The sequence below is a fragment of the Sneathiella sp. genome (genome assembly GCF_047631475.1).
Lineage (GTDB): Bacteria > Pseudomonadota > Alphaproteobacteria > Sneathiellales > Sneathiellaceae > Sneathiella.
The window spans coordinates 24,987-48,235 of record NZ_JBLHZT010000031.1 but is presented as its reverse complement, the minus strand read 5'-3'; the positions used below and the strand labels follow the sequence as shown (position 1 = coordinate 48,235).

Here is a 23,249-nt window from a genome sequence, read left to right as displayed (position 1 = left end):
AGGTATCTACTCCTATGATAAACATCCGAATATTCAATCCCTTTCCGCCTGAAGTTGCCCCGTGTACCTAAATATTCGTTTTACGGCGGTTATTTAGGTCGCACCGGCGGCGCAATCCATGTAAGTCACCGGGGCAGCAGTTAAGCCAATTCTAAAACTGCCCCCTTGAACCGGAAAAAAAACCGCTAAAACCAGACTTATTTATTCTCTGTCGCCAAAACAGCCATCGGAAGGGAACCCGGCACAGAACGAATTAGCATGTGGTTCGTCAGTTGGCGTCAAAAAACGGCTTCTCTAAAAACCCGGATTTAGAATTAGGATTAGTCGGGGACAGATGTTGGTCAGGCCTCCCCTTTGGTTTCCGTGGGGTCATCAGGTTTTTTGAAAGATTACCACCTCAGCGTCAGAGGCCCCCGGAAACAGCTTATGACGGGCGATCTCAACTCGGCGCCCCTCTCCCGGATTAGCCAGATGACCCGTTGCGAAATAACTGAGCAAAGTGCCACTTGCATCCTGTATCTCTACAATCAAGGTCTCATCAAACTTATTATTTTCAGCCAAAATGGCCTCAAGCCACTTGGTTTTCAAACCAGCGACAAGGATGTATTTAAGCGCTCCGTCCTCTTCGAAAAAGGGTTGCGCCACAGCAAGGACAGGTAGGCCCGACACCTTTCCAACCAGAAACTCACCAATAACGAAGTCTTTCTGCTCGATCACTTTTTTGTAATAAATTCGCTCAGAAAAACTGACGCCGCTGACCGCGGACTTAGGTGTGCAATCCAATTCACCGTTTGGCTTCACTCTCAAAAAGACGTCAAAAACTTCCTTTTTTTCATTTAGGTAAGCGGCAAGCGGGATTGCGCAGTCATCATTTTTTGCACTCAACGTATGTTCTTCATCACCCAGCTGCTTCAGAGTATCCTTCGCCTGTTCCGCAACGGTTGCAACCCTGTCCCGAATAAGAGCATAGATTTGCGAAGCATCTTTCTGCGCTGTCGATGTTTTTACCTTCAGCCCATAGGCGAATGCTACAAATGCTGCAACGGCAACCAAGACTGCAACGAGAGAATAGATTTCCTTTTTCTTCAAAATACGCTTCCTTCACGGATTATGGCTGGGAAAACTGAAAAACTGAAACATCGGTCTCATATTGACTGATAATATTACTGGCCTCTTTGAAATCAGAGGCAAGCCAGATTTCCAGCTCATGATACAGCCGGGCAACATCTTCAGAATTGGCGGTATTAAACTGCATCTCTTTTGATATTTCAGCCGATTTTACAAATCCAAAATTGGAAACCATTCCTCTTAGTTCATGAGAATACACTTCCACATCACGCGCCTCATCGAAACACTCCTTAAGCCCCATCATAATTGTATCCGCTCGTTCCTGTGATTGCCTTAACAAGTCCCGTACGACATCAACACCGAGCATTTGACACATTTCTTCCAATTTCTGTTTTTCAAATATGTAAGTTGTACCCTGTTTTCCCTGTGTCGAAACAGGTTCTTTGTTTTTCAGTAACTTGGTTAATAGGTTTATGAGGACTTCTTCATTAATCGGCTTGGTCATCACATCCGTCATGCCAGCTTCCAAATAACTTGCTTTTTGCTCAATAAAGGCATTCGCCGTAAGTGCGACAATCGGTAGGTCATTCCGAATTTGAGACATTTCTCTAATTTTTTTAGTGGCCTCAGTTCCGTTTAACACGGGCATTTGTATATCCATTAAGACCAGATCAAAGGAATTTGGCTTGGCCGCCAACATTTCGACAGCTTCGCGCCCTGTTGAAACAATGCTGATATTGTGGCCCTGTTTCTCCAGCATACCGCGAACCACCAACTGGTTGACGGTATTATCCTCAGCAACCAGGATAGAATACGCATTCGTTAAGTGCTCTACCGATTGAGCCGACGGTTCAAGGGTGTCCGGCGCGGCAACGATGCTCACAGGAATTCGCACAGAAATCTCTGTCCCTTCTCCGACCCGGCTTTTTATGGATATATTTCCGCCCATATCGTGTACGAGGCCGTCTACAATAGAAAGCCCCAATCCACTTCCTGATCGGCTCTCCCCATCGATCGTACTTTGCTGAAACTCTTCAAATACTTTACCAATATCTTTTTCCGGTATTCCCGGGCCCGTATCGATGACACGAAAGACCAGCCATGTCTGTTCCTCAATTTTTTCTTCTTCAACAAGAAGCTTCACATAGCCTTTTTCAGTGAACTTGGCTGAATTACCCAGCAAATTAAATAACACTTGTCTGATATGCTCAAAGTCTCCCCGATAACAGCGGGATTTGTTCGAATATATTTCAGTCAGGAATTTCAGATTTTTTGTAGACATCTGGAAGGCAAATATCGAAGACAGTCCATCAACCAAGACTTCAATATAAAAATCTTCCTCAATAATCTCTGTTTTACCGGATTCAATCTTGGCAAAATCAAGAATTTGATTGAGGAGACTTAATAGAAAGAAACCAGACTCCCGTGCCAGCTTCAAATCCTCTTCGATTTTTTGAGGCAACTGTTCCTTTAGTGTTAATTGTATAATCCCCAATATGCCATTTAATGGAGTCCTGATTTCATGGCTCATCGCTGCCAAAAACTTAGCCTTTGCAAGTGAGGCCTGGTCTGCGCGGCGACGCTCCCGGACCAGACGCGCTTCAGCAACACGTCGGTCACGCTCTTTGCCCATTAATGTCGCCAATATCCATACACCAATAAGATTGGCAATCCATAATTGTGGCCATACGCCAACCAGAACCGGGTACTGAATATGGGCGGGGAATGTAAAAATCAGAGGAACTGTGATTAAAGTTGAAACAGTTGTAAGCGCAACGATATGCATAAACTCAAACGGGTTGTGCTTGTTTTTTCTGCAAAACCATCCCCAGAAAACACTGATAACACCAAAAATGATAATATAGGATACACCGGACGGTGCGCCAATACCGCCAACCATCCAACGGGTAAAGGCTGCTATGACAACCGTAACAGATGCCGCAATAGGCCCGCCGACGATCCCCGATATTAAAATGGGTGCCCCGCGAGCATCCCCTATAATGCCTGGTTGAAATTCAATGGGAAGATTAATCAGCAAAGCTGCAGCAAAACCAAAGACGAGCCCCAACCGGAAAGAAAGCCACCCGCTCAAACGACGTTTATCCGAAAACAGGGCGGCACCAAATAACGACACGCACCAGGCCAGCATTGCCAGCAAGCCTAGATTTGCGATCAGTCCGACATACCCTCTAGCCAGGGCTTCCAGAAAAGCATCCAAAACAGCGCCCTTTGGGTTTCTCAACAATACAATTGGTTTCTTAATAACACTAGAAATGCTAATTAGTCTGGGCAAAAACTGTCAAATTTACCTAAAATAATCTCATTCTGTCTTATTCGTATCCCACATGAATTACTAATCTATTAATAAAGGCAAAATGCAAATGAATTTCTGTGAAGCATTTGACTTTTAATTTTAGCAGAAATGACGGATAAAATTACAAAGGCCGAGAAGAAAAACATTGATTCATTATTTTACCCGCTAATAATCCCAGTTCCAGAATACACCGATACTGCTGTTACTACTCTGGTCGGTTTTACTTTCCACTTTTACATTAGGCGTAACTTCGATTTCGACTTTCGCCGAGGTACTGCCGGCGGTGGCCCCCTGTGAAACGCCCACATAGATCTGATCCGTTATATATTTTCCGGCCGACACCTCTGCACTGCCCGTATCTTCGTTAATGCCAGCAGACAGAACATCAACACCAAGCGCCTGACGGGCAAAATCCGTGATACCGCCAAACCCAGCCCCCCCAGAAACACTGGAAATCGCCTGCGCAAGTTGAACGGCCTCTAACGCAGACAGTTTAGCGGCAGATTTTCCGAATAAGACGCGCGCCAGCACTTCGTCCTCAGGCAGGTTATCGGGTGACGAAAACCGAATGATCGGACTGTTGGCCGTCCCTTCAATGTGAACCACCGCGGTCACATTCTTTCCTTCATATTTGGCGGATAGAGACAGTTCCGGGTTTATGTCTTTATTGCCGAGCAAGCGGATTGATCCTTGTTGCAGTTTGAAATCTTTACCGGAAAAACTGAACTGACCGCGAACCGGACTAAGGTAGCCTTCAATAATCGGAGCATCAGAGGTACCTTTTACCGCAAATTTCCCCGCCCATTCTGAATCAAGGCCCCGCCCTCTGATAAAAAGTCGCTGGGGTATATCAACAGCAATCCCCAAACGGACAACAGCGCCGGCAGGTGGCTCATCCTGCGGATTTGCCTGCGCCAGATCGCGCGGAAAATTAGTCAGTGTGACAGGCATGTCGACAACGTCCGCAGCCAGAGTGCCTGCGATACTGACATCAATATCACGTGTCCGGACATCTCCTGTAACTGAAAGGTCATCGGGTCCTCCAAGCACCCTCAAATTTGCATCCGTCGCGACTTTCAGAGCATCCTGATAGATCAGCTGCATCTGTTCCAACGTCAGCAGCATATCAGCAGAAGGCTGATTGTCTTCATCCAGAAGAATACGACCCGATAGCGACGCGCTTCCTTCTTCCCGGTCCGTTGCCTGTGCACGAATATCGAAGACAGAAGCGTCCTTCGTAATCATGGATAATTCCAGATTTTTCAGGATGGTCCCATATTGTATTTCTTCATATCGACCACCTTCCAGCTGTACCTGTCCGAAATATTTAGGTTTTGATACGCTTCCCTGGACACGACCATCCGCTGTTAATATTCCTGACAACAGATGTTTATCCAAGCCCGCCAGACCCCAGATTTTTCCGATATTACTCTGTATTACAGCCTGCATATCAACCGCCCCATCTGCCGGTAGTTCGGCGCCCAATGGCTTTAATGAAATACGCAGCGGAATGTTGCCTGACGCCTGAATAGCGGTTTCATCCAGCCCTGTAACGGTCCAGTCGAAATCGGCAACGCCATTTTTAAGGGTACCATTTAAACGACTGGAAAGGGTGGGTAAATCGGGATAGTCTTCGGTAACAAGAACCGCCTTATTCACGGTCACTGAAAAATTCCCGTTCGTTTGCTGTTCGGCAATCGTCACCCTCGCATCAGCGTCCAAAGCTCCTCGAAAAGAGCCTTCTGGCATTAACAAATTCAACAAATCCAGCGGCAGCGCCTTTATGAGAAGTTTCGCATTGGCCTGCTGATCATTTAAATCCCCTTGCGCCTGCAGCTCCCCATCTCCGATCGACAGGGACACTGGTGACAATGCCATTGTGCCCTGATTATATTCAGCCGAAACAGGGGATTTCAAATTAACGGGCTTGTTAAGGAACTGCCCCGAAAAATTTTCCAGAAAGAGTGTCTTTTTGGGCTCTGCGGCTCGAATACGACCAATCGTGTTTATGTTATAGGTCGGCGTCAACGGACTGATGAATGAGGCCGAAAACACGAGTTCTTTTAGTTGTCCCTCCGCCTTCATTGTCACATCTGGCAATGCGAGATTCCCCGCTGTCATCGTATTGCCGGACAGAGAAAGCTGAATTTTCGGGTCTGAAAAGGCACCGACAGCCTCCACCTGCCCGTCCAACGTTCCAACAGACAATTTTTCTTGCGGGTAGGCAATGTCACGCGCCTTCACAGTGACACTGGTTTTTTGATTTTCAAGTATATTAGAAAATTCCACCCACCCAGAAAGACGCCCTGATGCTTGCTGATCCGCCATGGAAGCAAGGCCCGCCAAATCGGGAAAATCGATTAACAATTTCCCCGAATGAGGGGTGCCGTTTAACGAAATATCCAGCGCGCCCTTTATAGAATTTCCCTTTTGTTTAACAAGGATATCCGACAGGGAGACAATCGTTGGATTTGGCGTTTTTATGGTGGCCGATACGTTTGTTTCAATTTTGGATCCTGATAAAGCACCGCTTATCTTTGCAATCAAAGAGCTTGTTGGGTTCTCAACCTGAAACTCGGCCTGCAACTGACCTAAGAGTTGCCCGTCAACGTGAAGAGAAGAGACTTGCATGGCTCCGTTAATATCCGGGTCCATCAACGGACCCGACACGTCACTTTGCACAAACGCCGTTCCGCGGAGGGCAAAACCCGCGATAGCATCCAGTTTTTCGAGTTGGGGCACCTCAACCTGAAAGGCTCCTGTGACCGTTTCAAAGGATCGAGGAAATTGAACCCCGCCCTGAATACGCCCAATGGCCAGAGGGGCATTTAAGTCTGAAACACTGATTTTTTCGCTATCAACAGAAAATTGAGCCCCCATTTTAACAGCGGTGCCAACAAGCCGTTGAATATCCGGATCCCCAACATTGAGCCCAGATGCAGTGATGTCAATCTTTCCGGCAAAACCTTGTGCAAGGTTCGCGCTTGATGCCCTTACATCAGCCTGAACGCGCCCTTCAATCGACGGTACAATCGTTTGCATCTGATCTAGCGCCACAGATATCGTGGCCTTGGACTGCCCGTCCCCCAAGGCGATGTTTCCGCCGCCAAACACCGTTAGATGGGAGGTCGCAGCCGAAAGTTCAAAGATTTCAATTTGGTTTTGTTCACCAGAAAAGCGTCCTTTTCCCTCCATTGTCAGTGAGGGGCCCAAAAGCTGCGCAGCCTGCGGGGGAAGATTGGTTATTCCGGTCGCAGCGACAAACGTCTCGAATGGCACAACCGCCAAATTTTCGGGCTGGATTTCAGTTACCAGCCTGTTGGTGATAGTTTTTGCTTTAAGAGAAGGCTGCCCCTCTCCTTGCGCGATGGCGACACCATCAACAGCTGTATTTGCCTTGATGGATATCCTTTTCAAACCTCCGTTCAGGTGAATAGTTGAAGAGGCCGCCCGTAAAGACGCATTTGGCAGCAATGTGTTCACCGCTGAAATATTCTTCACTGTGCTGCTGACATCCAGCGCACCCTGTATTGCGGCCAGATCAATCTTACCCGTTAAAACGGTTTGCAGGTTTGGGTTCTCAATCGTCAGAGAATTCAGCGTCACATTCTGCTTGTCAGTATCAAAAAGAAAAGAGCCAACAATGCTTATCCGCCGGCTGTCGATCAAGGGAATGGACGCGGCGACACCTTTCTCCAAACGAAGTCCGCCTGATAGATTAAGGCTCGTTTGGTTCAGGCCATCCGTTTCCACTAATAGATCACTGGAAAACAGACCGTCAGCCTGCGCAATCATCTGCCCCCGCCAACTCTCAATTGGTCCATCTCCGACGATCGACCCGGAAAGAGCTGGCAAGCCAGGGAGTTGTAGCAAACGACTGAAAAAGCCCCCCTGCGCCCCATTTAATTCTGCGGTTACCCCTAAATGATTTTTCGCTGGATCAAAAAAGACCTCACTATGAACACTGTCTTGCAGAGCATCCAAAGGAACAATGGAAAACTGGCTGGCCAATGTGTTATCCAGCCGAGAGTTTAAGGCCATTGAGACGCCCAGAATAATCTCTTGCCCCAAAACCGGCTCTTCAAGAGAAAGTCTATCTATAGAAAATTTCGACAAGGAAAGACGAACGGGCAGCTTTGGAAAACCAGTTGTCCCCTCATCGCTTTGCGAAGAGGCTGGCAGGTCAGGCTGGCGTAGAACTGTTACGCTAATAAAAGAAATTTCCGCGATCTGCAAACGACCTTGCAGAAGGTGCAATGGCGACCAGGAGATCGTCACCCCCTCCAAACGCATCCATCGGCCGGCTGAGTCATTTAGCGTCAGGGACGCGACGCTAAATTGATCAAATACGTTTCCCCGCAGGCTGTCCACACCAATTGACAGTCCCCCTTCCTGTTTTGCCGCCTCTTCAACTTGCGAAACAAGAAAGTTTCTACCGGTCTGAGTTTGCAAAAATGTGTAGGTTCCAGCCATTGCCAGAACCATCACAGCAACCAAAGTCAGCAAACTCATGCTAACTTTTCGGAAAAACGAACGCATCATTTCTAAAATGCCTGCCCGATGCTTATATAAAATTGAAACGCGTCATCTTTATTGGCACGGCGGTTCAGCGGAAGCGCAACATCCAACCTTAACGGTCCGAAAGGCGTATAATATCGGGCGCCCAATCCAGCGGCCCATCTGAACTCTTCATCAAAATCGGGCATCATGCTTTTGTAGACATTTCCGCCTTCGATAAAAGGAACGATTCCGATTGCCTCTGTGATCCGAATGCGCGCTTCCAGCCCCACCTCGACGACTGATCGCCCCCCGATGGGATCATTGCTATCATCCAATGGTCCGACAGATTGCAGTTCATACCCCCGAATGGATCCCCCGCCGCCGGAATAGAAGCGTTTTACAGCAGGAACATCCGCCCGGCTACTTCCCACAATACTGCCAACGCGGGCCCTTGCGGCAAAGATAAGGCGCTTATCGGCCAAAGCGGAATAGTAACCAGACCCTTCGATATCTGTTTTCACAAAGTCCGAGGAAACGTCGTTTAGCCCAAGATACGATGTTAGCGTTGTACTGAAGCGAAAGCCTTTTGACGGATCCAGCAAATCATCGGTTGAATCGTAAGCTGCGGTAATCGGAACGCCAAAATAAAAGAAATCGTCACTAACGCCGTTTTCCTCAATTTGAGAGAGTTCAAAAAAAGCGCCGCCGCCAACGGTCCAGTTTTTTCCGTAGGTTCTATCAAGACCGACATAAACACGTGCCGCCTCTTCTGAATAAGCGTCGGTATCCTCTATTCGTAAACTGGCTTCTGCTTTTAAATTCTGGTGACGCCTGTAAACATTTGGTTTGACGAACGAAGCAGATACCTCCTGCGTAATTTCAGAAAGCCTTAAATCCCCTCGCAACTTCTCCCCCTGCCCGAAAAAATTCCGGTTCTCCCAATAGGCAGAGATACCCGCACCATCACTTGTCGAATAGTCAGCACCAACGCCGATTGACCGATGTTTTCGTTCTTCGAACTCGAAAGTTACGGGCACAACGGCGTCATAAGTCACGCCTTTTGGAATAGAATACCGGACAACGTCGAAAAGGCCTGTTTCCAGAAATATCTGCCGAACCCGTTTTAAGGTTTTTTCCTGATAAATTACATTTTCTTTCCATCCAGACAAACTCAACAGATACGCCTTATTTATTTGCTCCAATCCGGTCAGTTCCAATTTCCCAAAATATACAAGCGGGCCTGACTTGATGGTCTGCACCACCTGCATTTGTCTGGTCGTATAATCAACAACGGCATTCTGGCGCTCAAACTGAGCAAGGGGGTATCCTCTGTTCGCCAAAAGAGAGATCGCTTTTTTCTGTGCATCTACAATTGGTTGGGCTACTGCTGGTGCGCCAATATCAATCCCGAGATCTTTTGGATCAAGAGGCCCCGGGCTAGTCTGCAAAGTATCGAACTCAACCCGAAAAGCACCAATGGTATAGCGCGGGCCCGGGTCCAAATTAAATGTAACCAGAACAGGATTTACCGAGGGATCTACATCATAGGTAACGCGGGCAGAATAATATCCTTCTGAATTCATGACTTTTTTAAAGCCTTCCAGATCTGCATCGATCCGCCGCCGTAGCGCCGCAAGACTAACCGGTGGCTTGTCTTTTAATTGATACATTTGCGAAGACAGCTCTAGCAATTCAGAAAGCGTCTCATCCTCAGGCAAATTAATGACCGTATCATACGCCCACCGGTCCGCCTCTTCCTGAGCGTAAGCAGCCGAACTGCTCGCCACAAGAAAGGAAAATATAGCAGCCAATAAACCGAAAAACAGAGCGGTTTCTTTGACCTCCTTTGAGGGGGATACATAAATGCAGAAGGTCACGTATTTTTGTCCGCGTAGAGGCTTAGGAAAACATTTTCAAAGCACAGAGGATTAATTTCTATCATTTAACATAGTGTAGTTTATTCAATACTGATGTCCAGCAACCCAAATGCAGAACGCCCTCTTTATATTTAGATCGTTCCCTTCTGATTAATAGTCCAGTTAATCGAATTTACGGAAATGCTGCAAAAAATCCCGGCCTTCCTGAAATTTCCCAACAGTTCCCCGCAATTTTATTGGCTCACCAGATCGTTTTCAAGATCCTGCTTTCGATGTCAATGTGGGTTTTAAACGCCTTTTCCACCGGATTTAACCAATAGCGCAGAAAAGGCGCTTTCTTAAGAACAAGCTAGGCAATCTTGAAGAAAGAAACCATTTCCCCAACCTGATCTGATTGCTCCTTCAACGATAGCGCCGCCGCTGAACTTTCTTCAACCATCGCTGAATTTTGCTGTGTCATTTCGTCAATATAACCCAACGCGGTATTTGTTTCGGAAATGTCATTAGCTTGATCATTATTAGCGATGGAAATCTGCTCAATTGTTGCCGCTGTCGCTTGAATAGACTGGGCCATATTATCCAGAAACTCACCGGTATATTTAACTTGCTCAACGCCTTTTTCAATTTGATGGCCACTATTGGCAATCAGAGATTTTACATTGGAAGCTGCCTCGGCAGTCCGCTGCGCCAAAACACGTACCTCTGTGGCAACGACCGAGAATCCGCGACCGGCATCACCTGCCCGCGCGGCTTCAACACTGGCGTTTAACGCAAGCAAATTGGTTTGAAACGCGATTTCATCAATAACGCCTATAATCTGACTGATTTCTTCTGAGGAAGACAAAATTGCTTCCATCGCCTGAATGGCTTCCTGTGCAACTACCTGCCCTTTTTCAACTGACGCCCGTGACTGCTTTGCCTGCTCGTTCGCCTGAGCGGCATTTTGCGCATTCTTATTCACCTGCTCTTGCAGACTGGCCATTGACGAGACGGTTTCTTCCAACATACTCGCCTGAGACTCTGTTCGTTTGGCAAGATCGCCACTGCTTTGTGAAATATCACTCGCAACAGCATGAGCGTTATGGGTTGATTGCTGAATTTCTGTTACAATTTCAAGAAGCTGCGCAGATGTTTTGTTGCTGTCTTCTTTAAGTGTTCCATACGTCCCTTTGTAATCGGCTGTAATTTCATGCGTAAGATCACCCTTTGCCAACGCTGCAAAGGCTGTCGTCGCCTCTTTCATAATACTGCTCACCGTATCGTTTAACTGGTTCATCGCCTGGGCAAGCGATTTCATGAACCCTTCTTTTCCCTCAAGAGACAGCTTCTTGTTAAAGTCGCCTTCTACGACGGCATTGACCATTGCATCTATTTCGTCCTGTACAATCAAAGCCTCAGTTAGATCTTCCCACTCAACAGTAGTGCCGAGTCGCATATTCCCGTCACCAATCACAGGGCTGAAGGTTAAATTGAAGGTTTTTTGGCCCATCTCTGTTCGGACGGATTTCGCAATGTTCAATTTGTATTCATTTCCCTTGCAGAAATCCTTAAGGGTACTTCCGTTCAGGTTCTCGACTTTGAAACCGGGAACATATCGCGCGACATCGACACTCGCCTTACCCAGCATCTTCAGCAACGACTGATTACAATAGATAATTTCATCCTGATCATTCGCGACCATAATATTCGCGGCACAGGTATCTAAAGCCTCTTTGATCCGCGCGTTTGCTTCCGCTTCTTTGAGGCGAATTTCATTTTCCGCTTTTTCTTTCTCACGCCGTTTTTCGTCGAGTTCCTCCTGTTTTACTCTCTCTTCCTTCAGGCGACTCTTTTCAATTCCGTTTTCCTTGAAAATCTGAACGGCATTCGCCATCAAGCCAAGTTCATTTGTTAATTGCAGTCCCGGCACTTCAACCGAATAGTCATTATTTGCCAACTGACGCATCACATGAATAATATTTGCAATCTGGCGGCTGAGGCGATCCCCGATTAGAAAGGCAACGGCCCCGGCCATTAAGGCCGAAATGATCATGGTGATCACCATACCAAAGACGGTTGTCGTCATGGACATTGTCAGGTTCTCGCGTGCAATCTTGTCCTTTTGCTCACTCTGTGAAATCAGATTTGCCAGAATTGGCTCGGCGACAGCAAATAATGCACTCATCTGCGTGCTATCCGGCTTCAACTGCAGGGTCAGATCTGCAAGTTGACGAAACGAATTATAATAGTCGTTCACCATGCCCGACAGCTTCACCTGTTCAGGAACTGGTAACGAGGATTGTTCGAGCTGTTGACTAAACTCAGCAACTCTGGCTGACATCCGTTCCACATATTTGACATCTTCGCGAAGAATAAAATCCTTTTCATGGCGGCGCATCATGAGCATCGTCAACATCAGGTCAGTGCTATTATATTGTTTCAGTGCTTCCTCGACCGCATGAACCTTTTTGCGCAAGGTCCCACGCAGACCTTCTTTTTCGGTTAAACCAATGGTCACCCAACTCTCTTTCACTCTGGAAAATTGGGCTAAATAGCGTGTAAATGTATCTTCAACTGCCGAGACCTGATCCTGTTGTTCAAGGGATGACAAAGCCCCTTTTAATTGTTTCAGATTATCCAGAACCTTCATGCTGGTAACAGCATGATTGTTTGCATATTTTAGCTTCAGTCGAATTAGGAAATCTTTTTCATTTCGCCGGGCATTAAGAAAATAATATTTAATATTCGAGGTAATTTCCAATGTGTGCCGGGCGGCTTCTCGCTCTGCCAGTGCCTTGTCGACAACATTCTGATTGATAAAAAAGATGCCGCCCGTTACGACAAATCCAATCAGGATGATCAGCAAAATAAGGATGATCTGAACACGGATTTTTAAGTTTTTCATTTTCACGCCTTGTTAAAACAAAAACAGAAGTTGTTTTTACGGTTAAGACAAAACTGTAATTTAGTGTATTATTATATTGTGAAAATATTAATAGAATGCGAATTTAATCATCACTCTTAATCGTTATGGATGTTTGCCAGGCTTGAGGATGTCAATATTCATGACGCCCCTCTGATCGTTTTCGAAGCTTTATAGCTGGATTAATGCTTTGAACTGTTTGTTGACCAGTGTTCAAAAATAGCCGCATACCTTTAAAGTCCTGCACATATGAAGATGAAAACCTCGATCGATTAAAACCATTGATTTGAAAAACCAATAACCTGAGGGGTACTTTTAGCAAATCAATCACTGGTCGAAGAACTCGGGGCAGGCTTTTACTTTTTGATGTTACATTCAATGTTCATATCGGGTAGTTTATCTGAGATTACGCTTCACTATAATCAAAGTGTGATTTTTAATAATCCCGCAAACAGGTAAGGCTTTTGCTATGCTGCTACGTGTATCCATCCCCACCATCCTTCTTGGTCTGAGCATTGCATGGGCAACTTCTGCATCAGCACAGTCAGGTAACGTTTGGAAAACAGTCTGTGCAGACGCCCAAAAGGCAGAAACCTGCAGGATCTCTCAGCAAATATTTTTGACGAAACAATTAAAATCCGGTGAAAAGAAGGTAGCAGGCCGCGTTTTGGGCCTTGACGTGATGTATGCCACCGATACAAAAAAACAAACACGTGGTCCCTATTTAAGCATATCAATGCCACTTGGCGTTGACCTCAGACCCGGTGCAGTTTTAAAGATTGACGATGGTCAGGATATTTCGGTGAAATATCTACGCTGCACCACCGCTGGCTGCGATGCCAGCTTACCGTTAACGCCAGCTGTCTTACAATCAATGAAACAAGGAAATTCACTTTTTGTAGGCTTCAGAGCGTGGGGAAATGATAAGGTGACCGTGCTGAAAGCGTCCTTGCAAGGCTTCACCAAAAGCTTCAATAATATAAAATAATCAACCAATGGGCGTCTCTGCAAAATTAACACATCCTGTTCAATAATCTGCTGAAACATAAAATTTAATACAAATATTATGGAATTTAATTCTATAGTGCCTAACAAAATACCGACCATAAAACTAAAGCAATGGGAAGCTAATATAAATGAGCATCAGATTACGGCGCCAAACCTTAAAGAGCGTACTTCTAAGCGGCATGTCTATCATCGCCTTTACCGCCATGGTCGGTATCGATCAAGCCAGCGCGGCTGCATTGACACCGGCATCTGGTGCAAATTCAGCAACTGGTGCGGATACAATTGATGCCGCTGCGCAAGCCGGGGCGACGGATGCGAATTTGACTTTCGATCAATCTGGAGCTGGCGCAACTGCCGTCAGCGTAACCGTCACAGGAGCTGGCACAACAAACCTTGGTGCCATCGCCGTGACAGGAGATGATGACGCGGGTGATACTGCAGATTTAGTGATTGGTGATGGTAACGCAAACACCGTTGTCATAATAAATGGTGCTGTCACTGGTGACGCACAAAACAACACAGGCGGCGGTACGACCCACGACCTGGATATTACAATTGACGCCGCCGATGGCGCTGCTGCAGCTGGCAACAGTTCGCTTTCCATCTTCGGCAACACCGATGCTGCCACCGGCGTAACAATGCAGGGTGATGCCAATGGCACGGCCACATTGACCATCGGTGATGGTACCAATGCCGCAAACTATGCCGGCACGATTGACATGAGCAACCTTGCCGGTACTGTGTCTGTCGTGAACGTTGCAGCCGGTTCAACTTTATCCGGTGCCGTGGACCTTTCCTCTGCAAATGGTGCAACATCGACGACCATTAATCTTGCAACGGGTGCGACTCTGTCCGGCGCAATTTCAGATACCGCTGATGCAACCCTCTTTACATTGAATGTAGACGGAAATGCAACGGTCAGTGGCGCTATTGATGCGGCGACAACAACATCTTCGAATATCGAAATTGATAGCGGCGTTACACTTACAGCAACCGGTACTGGCGCCATTACAGTTGATAGCATTGACCTTGATGGCGGTACCCTGAAACTGGACGGTGCTAAAACAATTACAGGGGCAATCGACGGTAATGATGCCGTTGAAGGCATTTTGGATGTCAACGCAGCGACGACACTTGTAAGTGCCGTGGGTGCGACGAACGCTCTTGCGTCCATCGATATCGCTGCCGTGACATTGACTGCGCAAACCAACGTAAAAGCGACGACGATTAACTTCTCTGGCGATGGCACGCTTCAGACAACAACAGGAACCCCTGTTATCGAAGGTGCCATTACATCAACAACTGATAATACAGGTACGCTGGACCTTGACGTTGCAACAACGATTACAGGAACTGTCGGCTCGTCTACAGCCGCCCTTAAATCAATTGATGCAGCCGCGGGCTATTCAGTCTCTGGCGACGTTTATTCACGATTGATTTCAGGTGCGGGCGCAGCTGATTTCAATGGTGACGTAACCGCCGCCACCAGTATTACGACCGGCGCAGGGGGCATGACCTTTGCGGGAGATGTCACTGCAGGTGCCATCAATATGGCAGGCGGCGCCCTCACCTTTGACGGGGGAACCACGGCTCAAACGATCGCGGGTGCAATTGATGGGGCTTCAACTCTAACTGTTACCAATTCTGCCGGCGCAACCTTCGCCAATGCCGTTGGTGATACTGTACAATTGACTGAAATTGCAATCGCAAGTGGGCAAAGTGCTATTTTCCAAAGTACCATTGATGCGGCGACAGTGGATGTTGACGGAACGATCAGGCTGGATGTTGACGGCAATACGGCAACAACTCTGGAAATACAAGATGGCTCAACCGTCACCTTGGGATCGGGCATTGTAGCCGGTGAAACTGCCTTTACTGGTACGTTGGCATTGGACTCCGGTGACGACAATGACGCCGAAATAACCCTTGTCATGCCTGCTTCCTTTACCAGTGGCGAAATTGTCCTTGCTACAGCAGGCGGTGCTGCTGGACTGACGGACGAGTTTTCTGTGTCCAATACCGCTCTTGCAAGTTATGTAGTCGGATCCACGGGCGGCAATATAAACATTACGGCGACAGGGAAATCAACTGCAGCTACGGCGTCTGAACTGGGCGTCAGCACTCAAGAAGCCCTCGCACTCAGCAGCGCAAGCACTGCTGTCGCAACAGGGGATGCGGCTGCTTTAACGGCTTTAAACACTGCCTTGGCTGGTGGCGGAGCCGGTGCCAAATTGGCAGCTGAACAGGTTGGTGTCCAAGCCGATACGCTAGGCGCTGGCGGACAGGTCGCAGTTTCAACCGGTCGACGGGCCTTTGGTGTGGCATCGAAACGCCTTGCAGGGCTTCGCTCAGGTGGGCAATACGCATCCGCTGATCAAACTGGTTTTTCATCTGGTGATACAGGCATGGCGAAAGCGGCCTGGATTAAACCATTTGGTAACTGGGCAGAACAGGACGCCAATGACGGTGTTGCAGGGTTTACTGCAAGTACCTATGGCCTGGCCGTAGGTCTTGACGCTGAAGTTTCAAATGGCTTAACTCTTGGCGGATCATTCGCGTATGCGAATTCAGATGTCGATGGTAAAGGTGCTGGCGATTCACAAGTTGATATCAACAGCTACCAAGTAACGGTTTACGGTGATTACACAACCGATGCTTTCTATATTGAAGGTATGGTTGGGTACGCGCATAATTCAAACGACGGAAAACGCAAATTTACGTTCGGTGGATTAGATCGCCAGGCTAATTCTGATTATAATTCAAGTCAGTATATGGCCAGCATTGGTGGTGGTATTCCTTTCCAAATCAAAGGAAATGCCTATGTAACGCTTGAAGCCGGCATGGCATACACCCACGTGAACACGGACAGTTACACGGAAACAGGTGCTGGAAACCTAAACCTGAATGTCGACAGCGATAGCATTGATGCCTTGATTGCCTCTTTGGGTGCCCGGGTGCATACAAGGATGAAACGAGGCGATGGCTATCTTATCCCAGAATTTAACGCAGGCTTAAGTTACGATCTGGCCGGTGATGAAGCCGTTGCAACAGCGACCTATACAGGTGGCGGTGCCGCATTCAAAACAACCGGCGCCGACGTCGAACAACTGGGGGCGAATATCGGCTTTGGTATGACATATGACGACGGTGCATGGTCAGTTGGCGCACGTTACGATGCAGAATTCAAGTCTGGTTATGTTGGCCATTCGGCGTTGCTCGAAGCACGCTTTAAATTCTAGAATGTCCAATTTGATATTTTAACAGCAAGCCCCGAAAGCGTTGTTCTTTCGGGGCTTTTTTATGTTAAATATATGGTCCCATGATCAGGTCCGTTTCTTTTTCTTAAAGAAAATCAGGAATATGGTAAAATCCTGTCAGAAATTACAACGGCCCTGCGTTCCGAAGATCGCAAAATACAGGAATGACCGTGTTTAAAATTGGCCCCTGCAAAGCGCCCCAAACCGCAACTCTCCTTACAACAATTGCAACACTCACAGCCCTATTATCCGGTTGTGCCTTTACAAATGTTGAAGACCGACAGATAAACGCGAACAACATTGCCGCATCCGCCAATTTTCAGCCCATTTCCATCAAGACAAAGGCTTTTACGTTTTCCGGTCACGGTAAATACGCTGCGCAGGGTCAGGAACCGGTCGTGTATATAGAAGGAGATGGTTTTGCCTGGATAGATCGCTATACCATTTCGAAAAACCCGACGCCGATCAATCCCATTGCATTAAAACTCGCCCGCCTTGATCCTTCACCAACTGTGATCTATCTGGCCCGTCCCTGCCAATATGTTGATCTAACGTCTGAAATCAATTGCACGTCCAAATACTGGACAAGTCACCGGTTCGCGCCAGAAATCATCGAAAGTTATGATCAGGTGCTTACCCAACTAAAAACAGATCTCAACGTCACTGGTTTTCGGTTGGTAGGATTTTCAGGGGGCGGCGCGATTGTTGCCCTTCTATCCGCCAGACGAAATGATATCTCGTCGTTCAGAACAATTGCGGGTAACCTCGACCCTGATACTTTAAACCGGGAAAAACGTGTCTCTAAGCTCTCAGGCTCTCTAAATCCAATAAATTATGCAGCTCAAACCTCTCATATACCGCAGATCCATTTTGTCGGTGATCGTGATGCCATAATCCCAAAATGGGTCGCGAAATCTTATGCAGAGGCGGCTGAAAATCCCCGTTGCGTTCGCTATCAGGTCGTCCATAATGTTGATCATACAAACGGCTGGGAGCTTGTTTGGCGCACCTTAAGCAGCCACCACCCTGAATGTTAAAACCACAAACGAAGCGACACGGAGTACCGACCGCGATTTTGTGTTTCTTTTTTCAGCTCGTAAGATCGCAAAATCAACGAGCTGGACCAAAAGGCTTATTCTTTGCCCGTTTCCTCCGGTACCCGGCATCCGCTGACTTACTTCAAAATGGTAAGCAGCAATTGTCATCCTCTTCTAGCAAACGGTCCTAAATATTGATAGGCTGCTTGTGTAGCGTCGCTGATCAAAGAAAAAAAACCGTTGATCAGTCTCTTAAACAAGACATACTCTCACCTGATGTTCTGTATAAAAAACAACCTTCAAGCCTAACCATCTTTTCTTCAGCAATCAGGCCTGCATACCAATGAACAGCAATCCGAAAACACGCCCCCAACTGGCACGGCGGCTAACGTTACCGCTCCTGACCCTTTATGGTTTAGGCGTTACGGTTGGTGCTGGGATTTATGTTTTGGTTGGCACGACTGCGGAACGTGCTGGCATATATGCTCCGATTTCCTTTATTTTAGCGGCAATTACAGTTGCGTTCACGGGCCTGGCTTATTCAGAACTGTCCAGCCGATATCCCGTCAGCGCAGGAGAGGCTGCATATGTTCAAAAAGGCTTCAACAATAATACGCTTTCCTTGATCATCGGATTGTTGGTGATTGCGTCCGGCACGGTCTCTGCTTCGGCAATTTCAATCGGGGCCGCCGCGTATATCGAAAACTTTGCCCCCGTCGCGCCTTCAATCCTGACATTCATAGTGGTTGTTTTGATCGGTTTGGTCGCGATTTGGGGGATTTTGGAATCTGTTTTGCTTGCCGCTCTGCTGACGGTCATCGAACTTGCTGGCCTCGGTTTGGTGGTTTTCTATGGCCTATATAATGAGCCGAGCATACTCACGCGAATGCCAGACCTTATCCCGCCGCTTGATCCGTCCGTTTGGGGCGGCATCTTATCCGCTTGCCTGCTTGCTTTCTTCGCATTTATCGGATTTGAAGATATGGTCAATGTCGCTGAGGAAGTCAAAAACCCGAAAAAGACAATGCCCCGCGGGATCTTACTGACCCTACTCTCTGCATCGGTAATATATTTTCTTGTGGTCTCTGTCGTTGTACTGACCGTCCCGTTAGACCAACTCAGCCAATCAGCAGCTCCCTTACAACTTGTTTTCCACGATTCCAGCGAATTTATTTCCATTCTATTTGGTGTGATTGCTATTTTCGCCACCCTGAACGGGATCCTGATTCAAATCATTATGGCATCACGGGTTATTTATGGATTGGCGGCACAAGAGAAACTTCCGGCTTTTCTGGCACAAGTGAATTCGATTACTCATACCCCATTGAAGGCCACAATCCTTGTCTGCGGCATTGTTTTACTGCTCACATATACTCTACCGATTGGTCAACTGGCCGAGGCCACGTCGTCCATCGTCATTATCGTTTTTTGCCTCGTCAATGTAGCGCTGATCAAAATCAAAGTTTCAGAGAAAACCAAACCAGTTAATGCCTATCAAGTCTCAATTTATGTCCCGTTTTTGGGCCTTTTTACCAGTCTATTTCTTCTGCTCGCTCAATTCTGGTTATAAAAAACTTGTCATTCAAACGTCTGACTTGAACGTCTATCCTGTCGAGCCATTGCCCGCATATAATTTTATTAATATTTTTTTGTCCTTCAACGCTGCGAAGAGGTTCATTCCTTTTCAGTGAACTATCTGACAAAAAAGACGTTTTTCAGAATATCATCGTTTCTTTGTTAATCCGTGGTTCGGAAAATCCCTGACATCAAAAATCAATACATAAAATTTTATTTTTGATTAACAAACATAAAATAGGATGGAAGCTTCAGTTCCCTGATCTCTTATTGTACAGGTACATTTTGATGTCTCTAAAAACCCTTTCCTATTTTGTGCTTTTCTGTGCAGCATTCCTTATTTCTGGATGTATTGAAGAAGAGACAAAATCATACTCCTGGAAACTTCAGAGCCATGCTGTCAGTACCAGTCTTGATTATCAAGAACTGGTGGTCATGACCGATAATATTCGCACCATGAGCGGCGGAAGATTGGATATAACGCCTTATCCTGCGGATGCGGTAGTAAGCGGGCCCCGTATTTATGAAGCCGTTGGCGAACGAACCATTGAAATGGGGAATGGCTGGCCAAACTGGTGGTCAGGTCAACATCCTGCCTGGGCTGTAATGAATGCTGGCCCGTTTGACTTCATGAACCTGGATGCCTCCATGATGTTCTTTTTAGCAGGCGAAGGGACCGCCCTTGCAAATGAACTGTCGGAACAGAAGGGTATAATCTGGCGCCCAGCCTGGTGGCCGGGTATGGAGTTTGGTTTACTGTCCAAGAAGCCTATTCGAGGCCTGCTGGATTTAAATGAAAAACGCGTCAGAATAGGACCGGGCCTGCCAAGTGAAGTGTTAGCAGCAGCCTCAGGCGCCTACACCATTCCGCTTGTGCCCAGTGAAATCCGCCCTGCACTTGAAAATGATAATCTGGATGCTGTTGAATGGACAACAACGGCAGGCGCCTGGAATTTAGGGTTACAGGACATCAGTCGTTACGCCATCGTTCCTGCGATCTGGCAACCTTCGGTTCTGGCAGACTTCCTGATTAATAAAACGGCCTATTCTGAACTCCCAAAAGACCTGCAAGCCATTCTTGAAACAGCAATCAAAAGTTATACGCTGACAACAACAATGAAAGCCAAAAAAGAGGATATCAACGCCCTAAAACTGTTCAAGGACAACGGCACTGTTTTCAGCCAATGGTCTGATGAAGATCTTTCCCGTCTGCGCGAGGCGTCCGATCAGATCTTGGAGACCTACAAAGCAAACGATGAATTTTCTCGCCGGTTGATTGAGAAAAAACAGGCTTTCAAAGCAGAATATAATACTTATTACGAAATGTTCGGCCCATACGAGAAACAGTAAAACCAGAACGCGTAGCGTAATGTTTGGGTCTCCAAGATGAAAAATGAACTAACCGTCAAACTTGCCATGCAGCTTGTGGTCATCACGATCACAGTAATGGCCGTGTTCATTGGTGCCCGCCTCTGGATAAATTCTTACGAGCTCAATCAGGAAATTGAAACAACCCTGGAGGATGTAAGCGCACGGATTGCCACAACTGTTAATCCGACCATTTGGGACATCTACAAAAAGTCACAGGATCGGCAGTATTCTCACGAAGTTGCGAACGCAATCTTGGATGCAGAACTTAAAAACCCCTATTTGGTCGCCATCAAAGTGTACGGCAATTTTGGCCATCTTTTCATGGGTAAAATTAGATTAGAAAACGGGCAAAACGTTGATTACGACGACAAAACCTTCAACGATGTTTCTGGATTAATTGATCGCCACCAACGATACCCTATTCGACTGGACCAAATGACAATTGGCAATGTCGACATCTTTTTTACTGAAGCCCCCTTACGGCAAAAGCTACTGCGAAGTTTTCTTATCGACCTGCTACAGACATTTACCATCGGTTTGGTAACAATGCTGTTTCTGTTTTATGCCCTGCGAAAATCTCTGGTCAAGCCATTGATTGAGCTGCAAACCGCAAAACATGCACTGGAAAGCATGTCAGATGGCGTCGCGATCCTATCGCCGGATGGCAATGTTTTGGAAATTAACAACGCCTTCTGTCAACAAACCGGATATGACATCAGTGACCTATTAAACAAGAAACTGTTCATGTTCAAAAACACCGCAAACGGCAGAAGCAAAATTGACAGCATATGGAAGGAGGTTGAAGGCAAAGGATCCTGGACCGGCGAGATTGAAACAACTCAAAAAAATTCAAAGCTTTACTACGCAATTCTTTCATTTACGACGATCTACAGCGACAAAGGCGATATCATCTACAGAGTTCTGGTTATTCGCGACAACACGAACGAGCATCGACTGCAACACTCCCAAAGAATGGAAACTGTCGGTGCCCTTGCCGGTGGCATCGCCCATGATATCAACAATGTCCTCACCCCCATTATGGGTTGGGCAGAGCTATTGTCAGAAGATAAGCCTAATCCTGACATCACCAAGCGTGGGTTAAAGCATATTCTGCAAGGCACAATTCGGGCAAAAACCATGATTGACCAAATCATGAATTTCTCTCGAATGAATAAAAATGCAAAACCGGAGAACATTGATCTGAAAGCTCTGATCTTGGATTCAATCGGTTTTGTAAAAACAACATTCCCTGCTTCTATTCAAATCCAGACCGACTTATGTGACAAAGAGTTGCGTATTTTTGCAGATCGCGGGAAAGTGGAACAGGTCCTGATCAATTTGTATACTAACGCCATGCATGCCATGGAGGAGAACGGCGGTCGCTTGACAATTGGTGCCGAAATTGTTGAAGACGATAAGAATGCAGCGAACAGAAGAGATCAAATTCACTTAACCATATCGGACACGGGCCATGGAATTCCTGAGGAAATTCTCGATAATATTTTCGAGCCCTACTTTACAACAAAAGGGTCCGGAAAAGGCAATGGATTTGGTCTATCAACGTCCCTTGGCATCATTGAAAAAATGGACGGCAGCCTGCAAGTTGACACAAAAGTTGGTGAAGGTTCAACATTTCATATCTGGTTACCCTTTGATCTGTCCGTGCTACTGATTGAAAACGGAGCCCCCACTGAAACCACCCTTCGCGAAGAGGGAAAAGCCACCGATAGAGAACGGATTGAGGTTGAGGAAGAAGTTGAAGAAGAGGAAGAAGAAGAGGAGGAAATAATTGACGACAATCAGGCCGCGTCGGACAGTGCCCTGATGAACAAAAAAATACTTTTGGTGGATGACGAAGTTGAAAATCTAAAATTGGGGGAAAGCCTGCTAACCTATCTTGGTTGCCAAACGGAAAGCTATGACAATAGCGAAGAAGCCTTGGCCGCTTTTAGAGCGACACCGGAACGGTATGATTTTTTAATTACCGATCAGAGCATGCCAAATATGCAGGGGCATGAACTTGCGCTGGCCGTCAGACAGATAAAACAGGACCAACCAGTCATTGTCATAACAGGGCAGAACCTCACCAACATCCTGAAAAAATATCATTTACTGACCCATGTCGCCTATGTACGAAAACCATTTCGTATTACGGAATTAAAACAGGCGATGCACAAATTATTGACCCCCTCAACGGAAACAGTAACTGACGATAGCTAAAGCCAAAGTAGGCAAATCAGTCGCTCTATTGTGACAGGTTTGAACTTGCAACCCGACAATATGAAGAGCCTTCCCCGCAGTTTTTCTGGACATTTTTATAAGGGTGCAAATTTCCGTACA

At 46.7% G+C, this 23,249-nt stretch carries 11 protein-coding genes; 6 read left to right on the top strand and 5 right to left on the bottom strand.

Annotated elements, in window-relative coordinates:
* Positions 1–372: 372 nt before the first annotated feature.
* From ACJAYR_RS12890 to ACJAYR_RS12870, 5 genes are all read right to left on the bottom strand, one after another.
* Positions 373–1,089, bottom strand: coding sequence for a hypothetical protein (locus ACJAYR_RS12890; protein WP_415236978.1), 717 nt, complete (start codon positions 1,087–1,089; stop codon positions 373–375).
* Positions 1,090–1,108: 19 nt separating this feature from the next.
* Positions 1,109–3,310, bottom strand: coding sequence for an ATP-binding protein (locus ACJAYR_RS12885; protein WP_415236977.1), 2,202 nt, complete (start codon positions 3,308–3,310; stop codon positions 1,109–1,111).
* Between the two features lie 237 nt (positions 3,311–3,547).
* A complete protein-coding gene (locus ACJAYR_RS12880) occupies positions 3,548–7,894 on the bottom strand; it encodes a translocation/assembly module TamB domain-containing protein (RefSeq protein ID WP_415236976.1) in 4,347 nt (1,448 codons plus the stop codon).
* 32 nt (positions 7,895–7,926) lie between these two features.
* On the bottom strand, positions 7,927–9,759 hold the full coding sequence (locus ACJAYR_RS12875) for an autotransporter assembly complex protein TamA (RefSeq protein ID WP_415236975.1): 1,833 nt from the start codon (positions 9,757–9,759) through the stop codon (positions 7,927–7,929).
* A 349-nt stretch (positions 9,760–10,108) separates the two neighbouring features.
* Entirely contained in the window at positions 10,109–12,643 is a 2,535-nt protein-coding gene (locus ACJAYR_RS12870) for a methyl-accepting chemotaxis protein (protein ID WP_415236974.1), read from the bottom strand.
* A 487-nt stretch (positions 12,644–13,130) separates the two neighbouring features.
* On the opposite strand from ACJAYR_RS12870, the gene ACJAYR_RS12865 reads away from it, so the two are divergent.
* The 6 genes from ACJAYR_RS12865 (at position 13,131) to ACJAYR_RS12840 (ending at position 23,129) form a co-directional block, all read left to right on the top strand.
* Entirely contained in the window at positions 13,131–13,649 is a 519-nt protein-coding gene (locus ACJAYR_RS12865; protein WP_415236973.1) for an invasion associated locus B family protein, read from the top strand.
* 148 nt (positions 13,650–13,797) lie between these two features.
* The gene (locus ACJAYR_RS12860; RefSeq protein ID WP_415236972.1) at positions 13,798–16,908 is read left to right on the top strand and encodes an autotransporter domain-containing protein; all 3,111 of its coding nucleotides are present in this window, start codon (positions 13,798–13,800) and stop codon (positions 16,906–16,908) included.
* Between the two features lie 188 nt (positions 16,909–17,096).
* Entirely contained in the window at positions 17,097–17,963 is an 867-nt protein-coding gene (locus ACJAYR_RS12855; RefSeq protein ID WP_415236971.1) for an alpha/beta fold hydrolase, read from the top strand.
* 343 nt (positions 17,964–18,306) lie between these two features.
* Positions 18,307–19,533: an APC family permease gene (locus ACJAYR_RS12850; RefSeq protein WP_415236970.1), complete on the top strand. Its 1,227-nt coding sequence runs from the start codon at positions 18,307–18,309 to the stop codon at positions 19,531–19,533.
* Positions 19,534–19,826: 293 nt separating this feature from the next.
* Positions 19,827–20,888, top strand: coding sequence for a hypothetical protein (locus tag ACJAYR_RS12845; protein ID WP_415236969.1), 1,062 nt, complete (start codon positions 19,827–19,829; stop codon positions 20,886–20,888).
* A 36-nt stretch (positions 20,889–20,924) separates the two neighbouring features.
* The gene (locus ACJAYR_RS12840) at positions 20,925–23,129 is read left to right on the top strand and encodes an ATP-binding protein (RefSeq protein ID WP_415236968.1); all 2,205 of its coding nucleotides are present in this window, start codon (positions 20,925–20,927) and stop codon (positions 23,127–23,129) included.
* Positions 23,130–23,249: the final 120 nt, after the last annotated feature.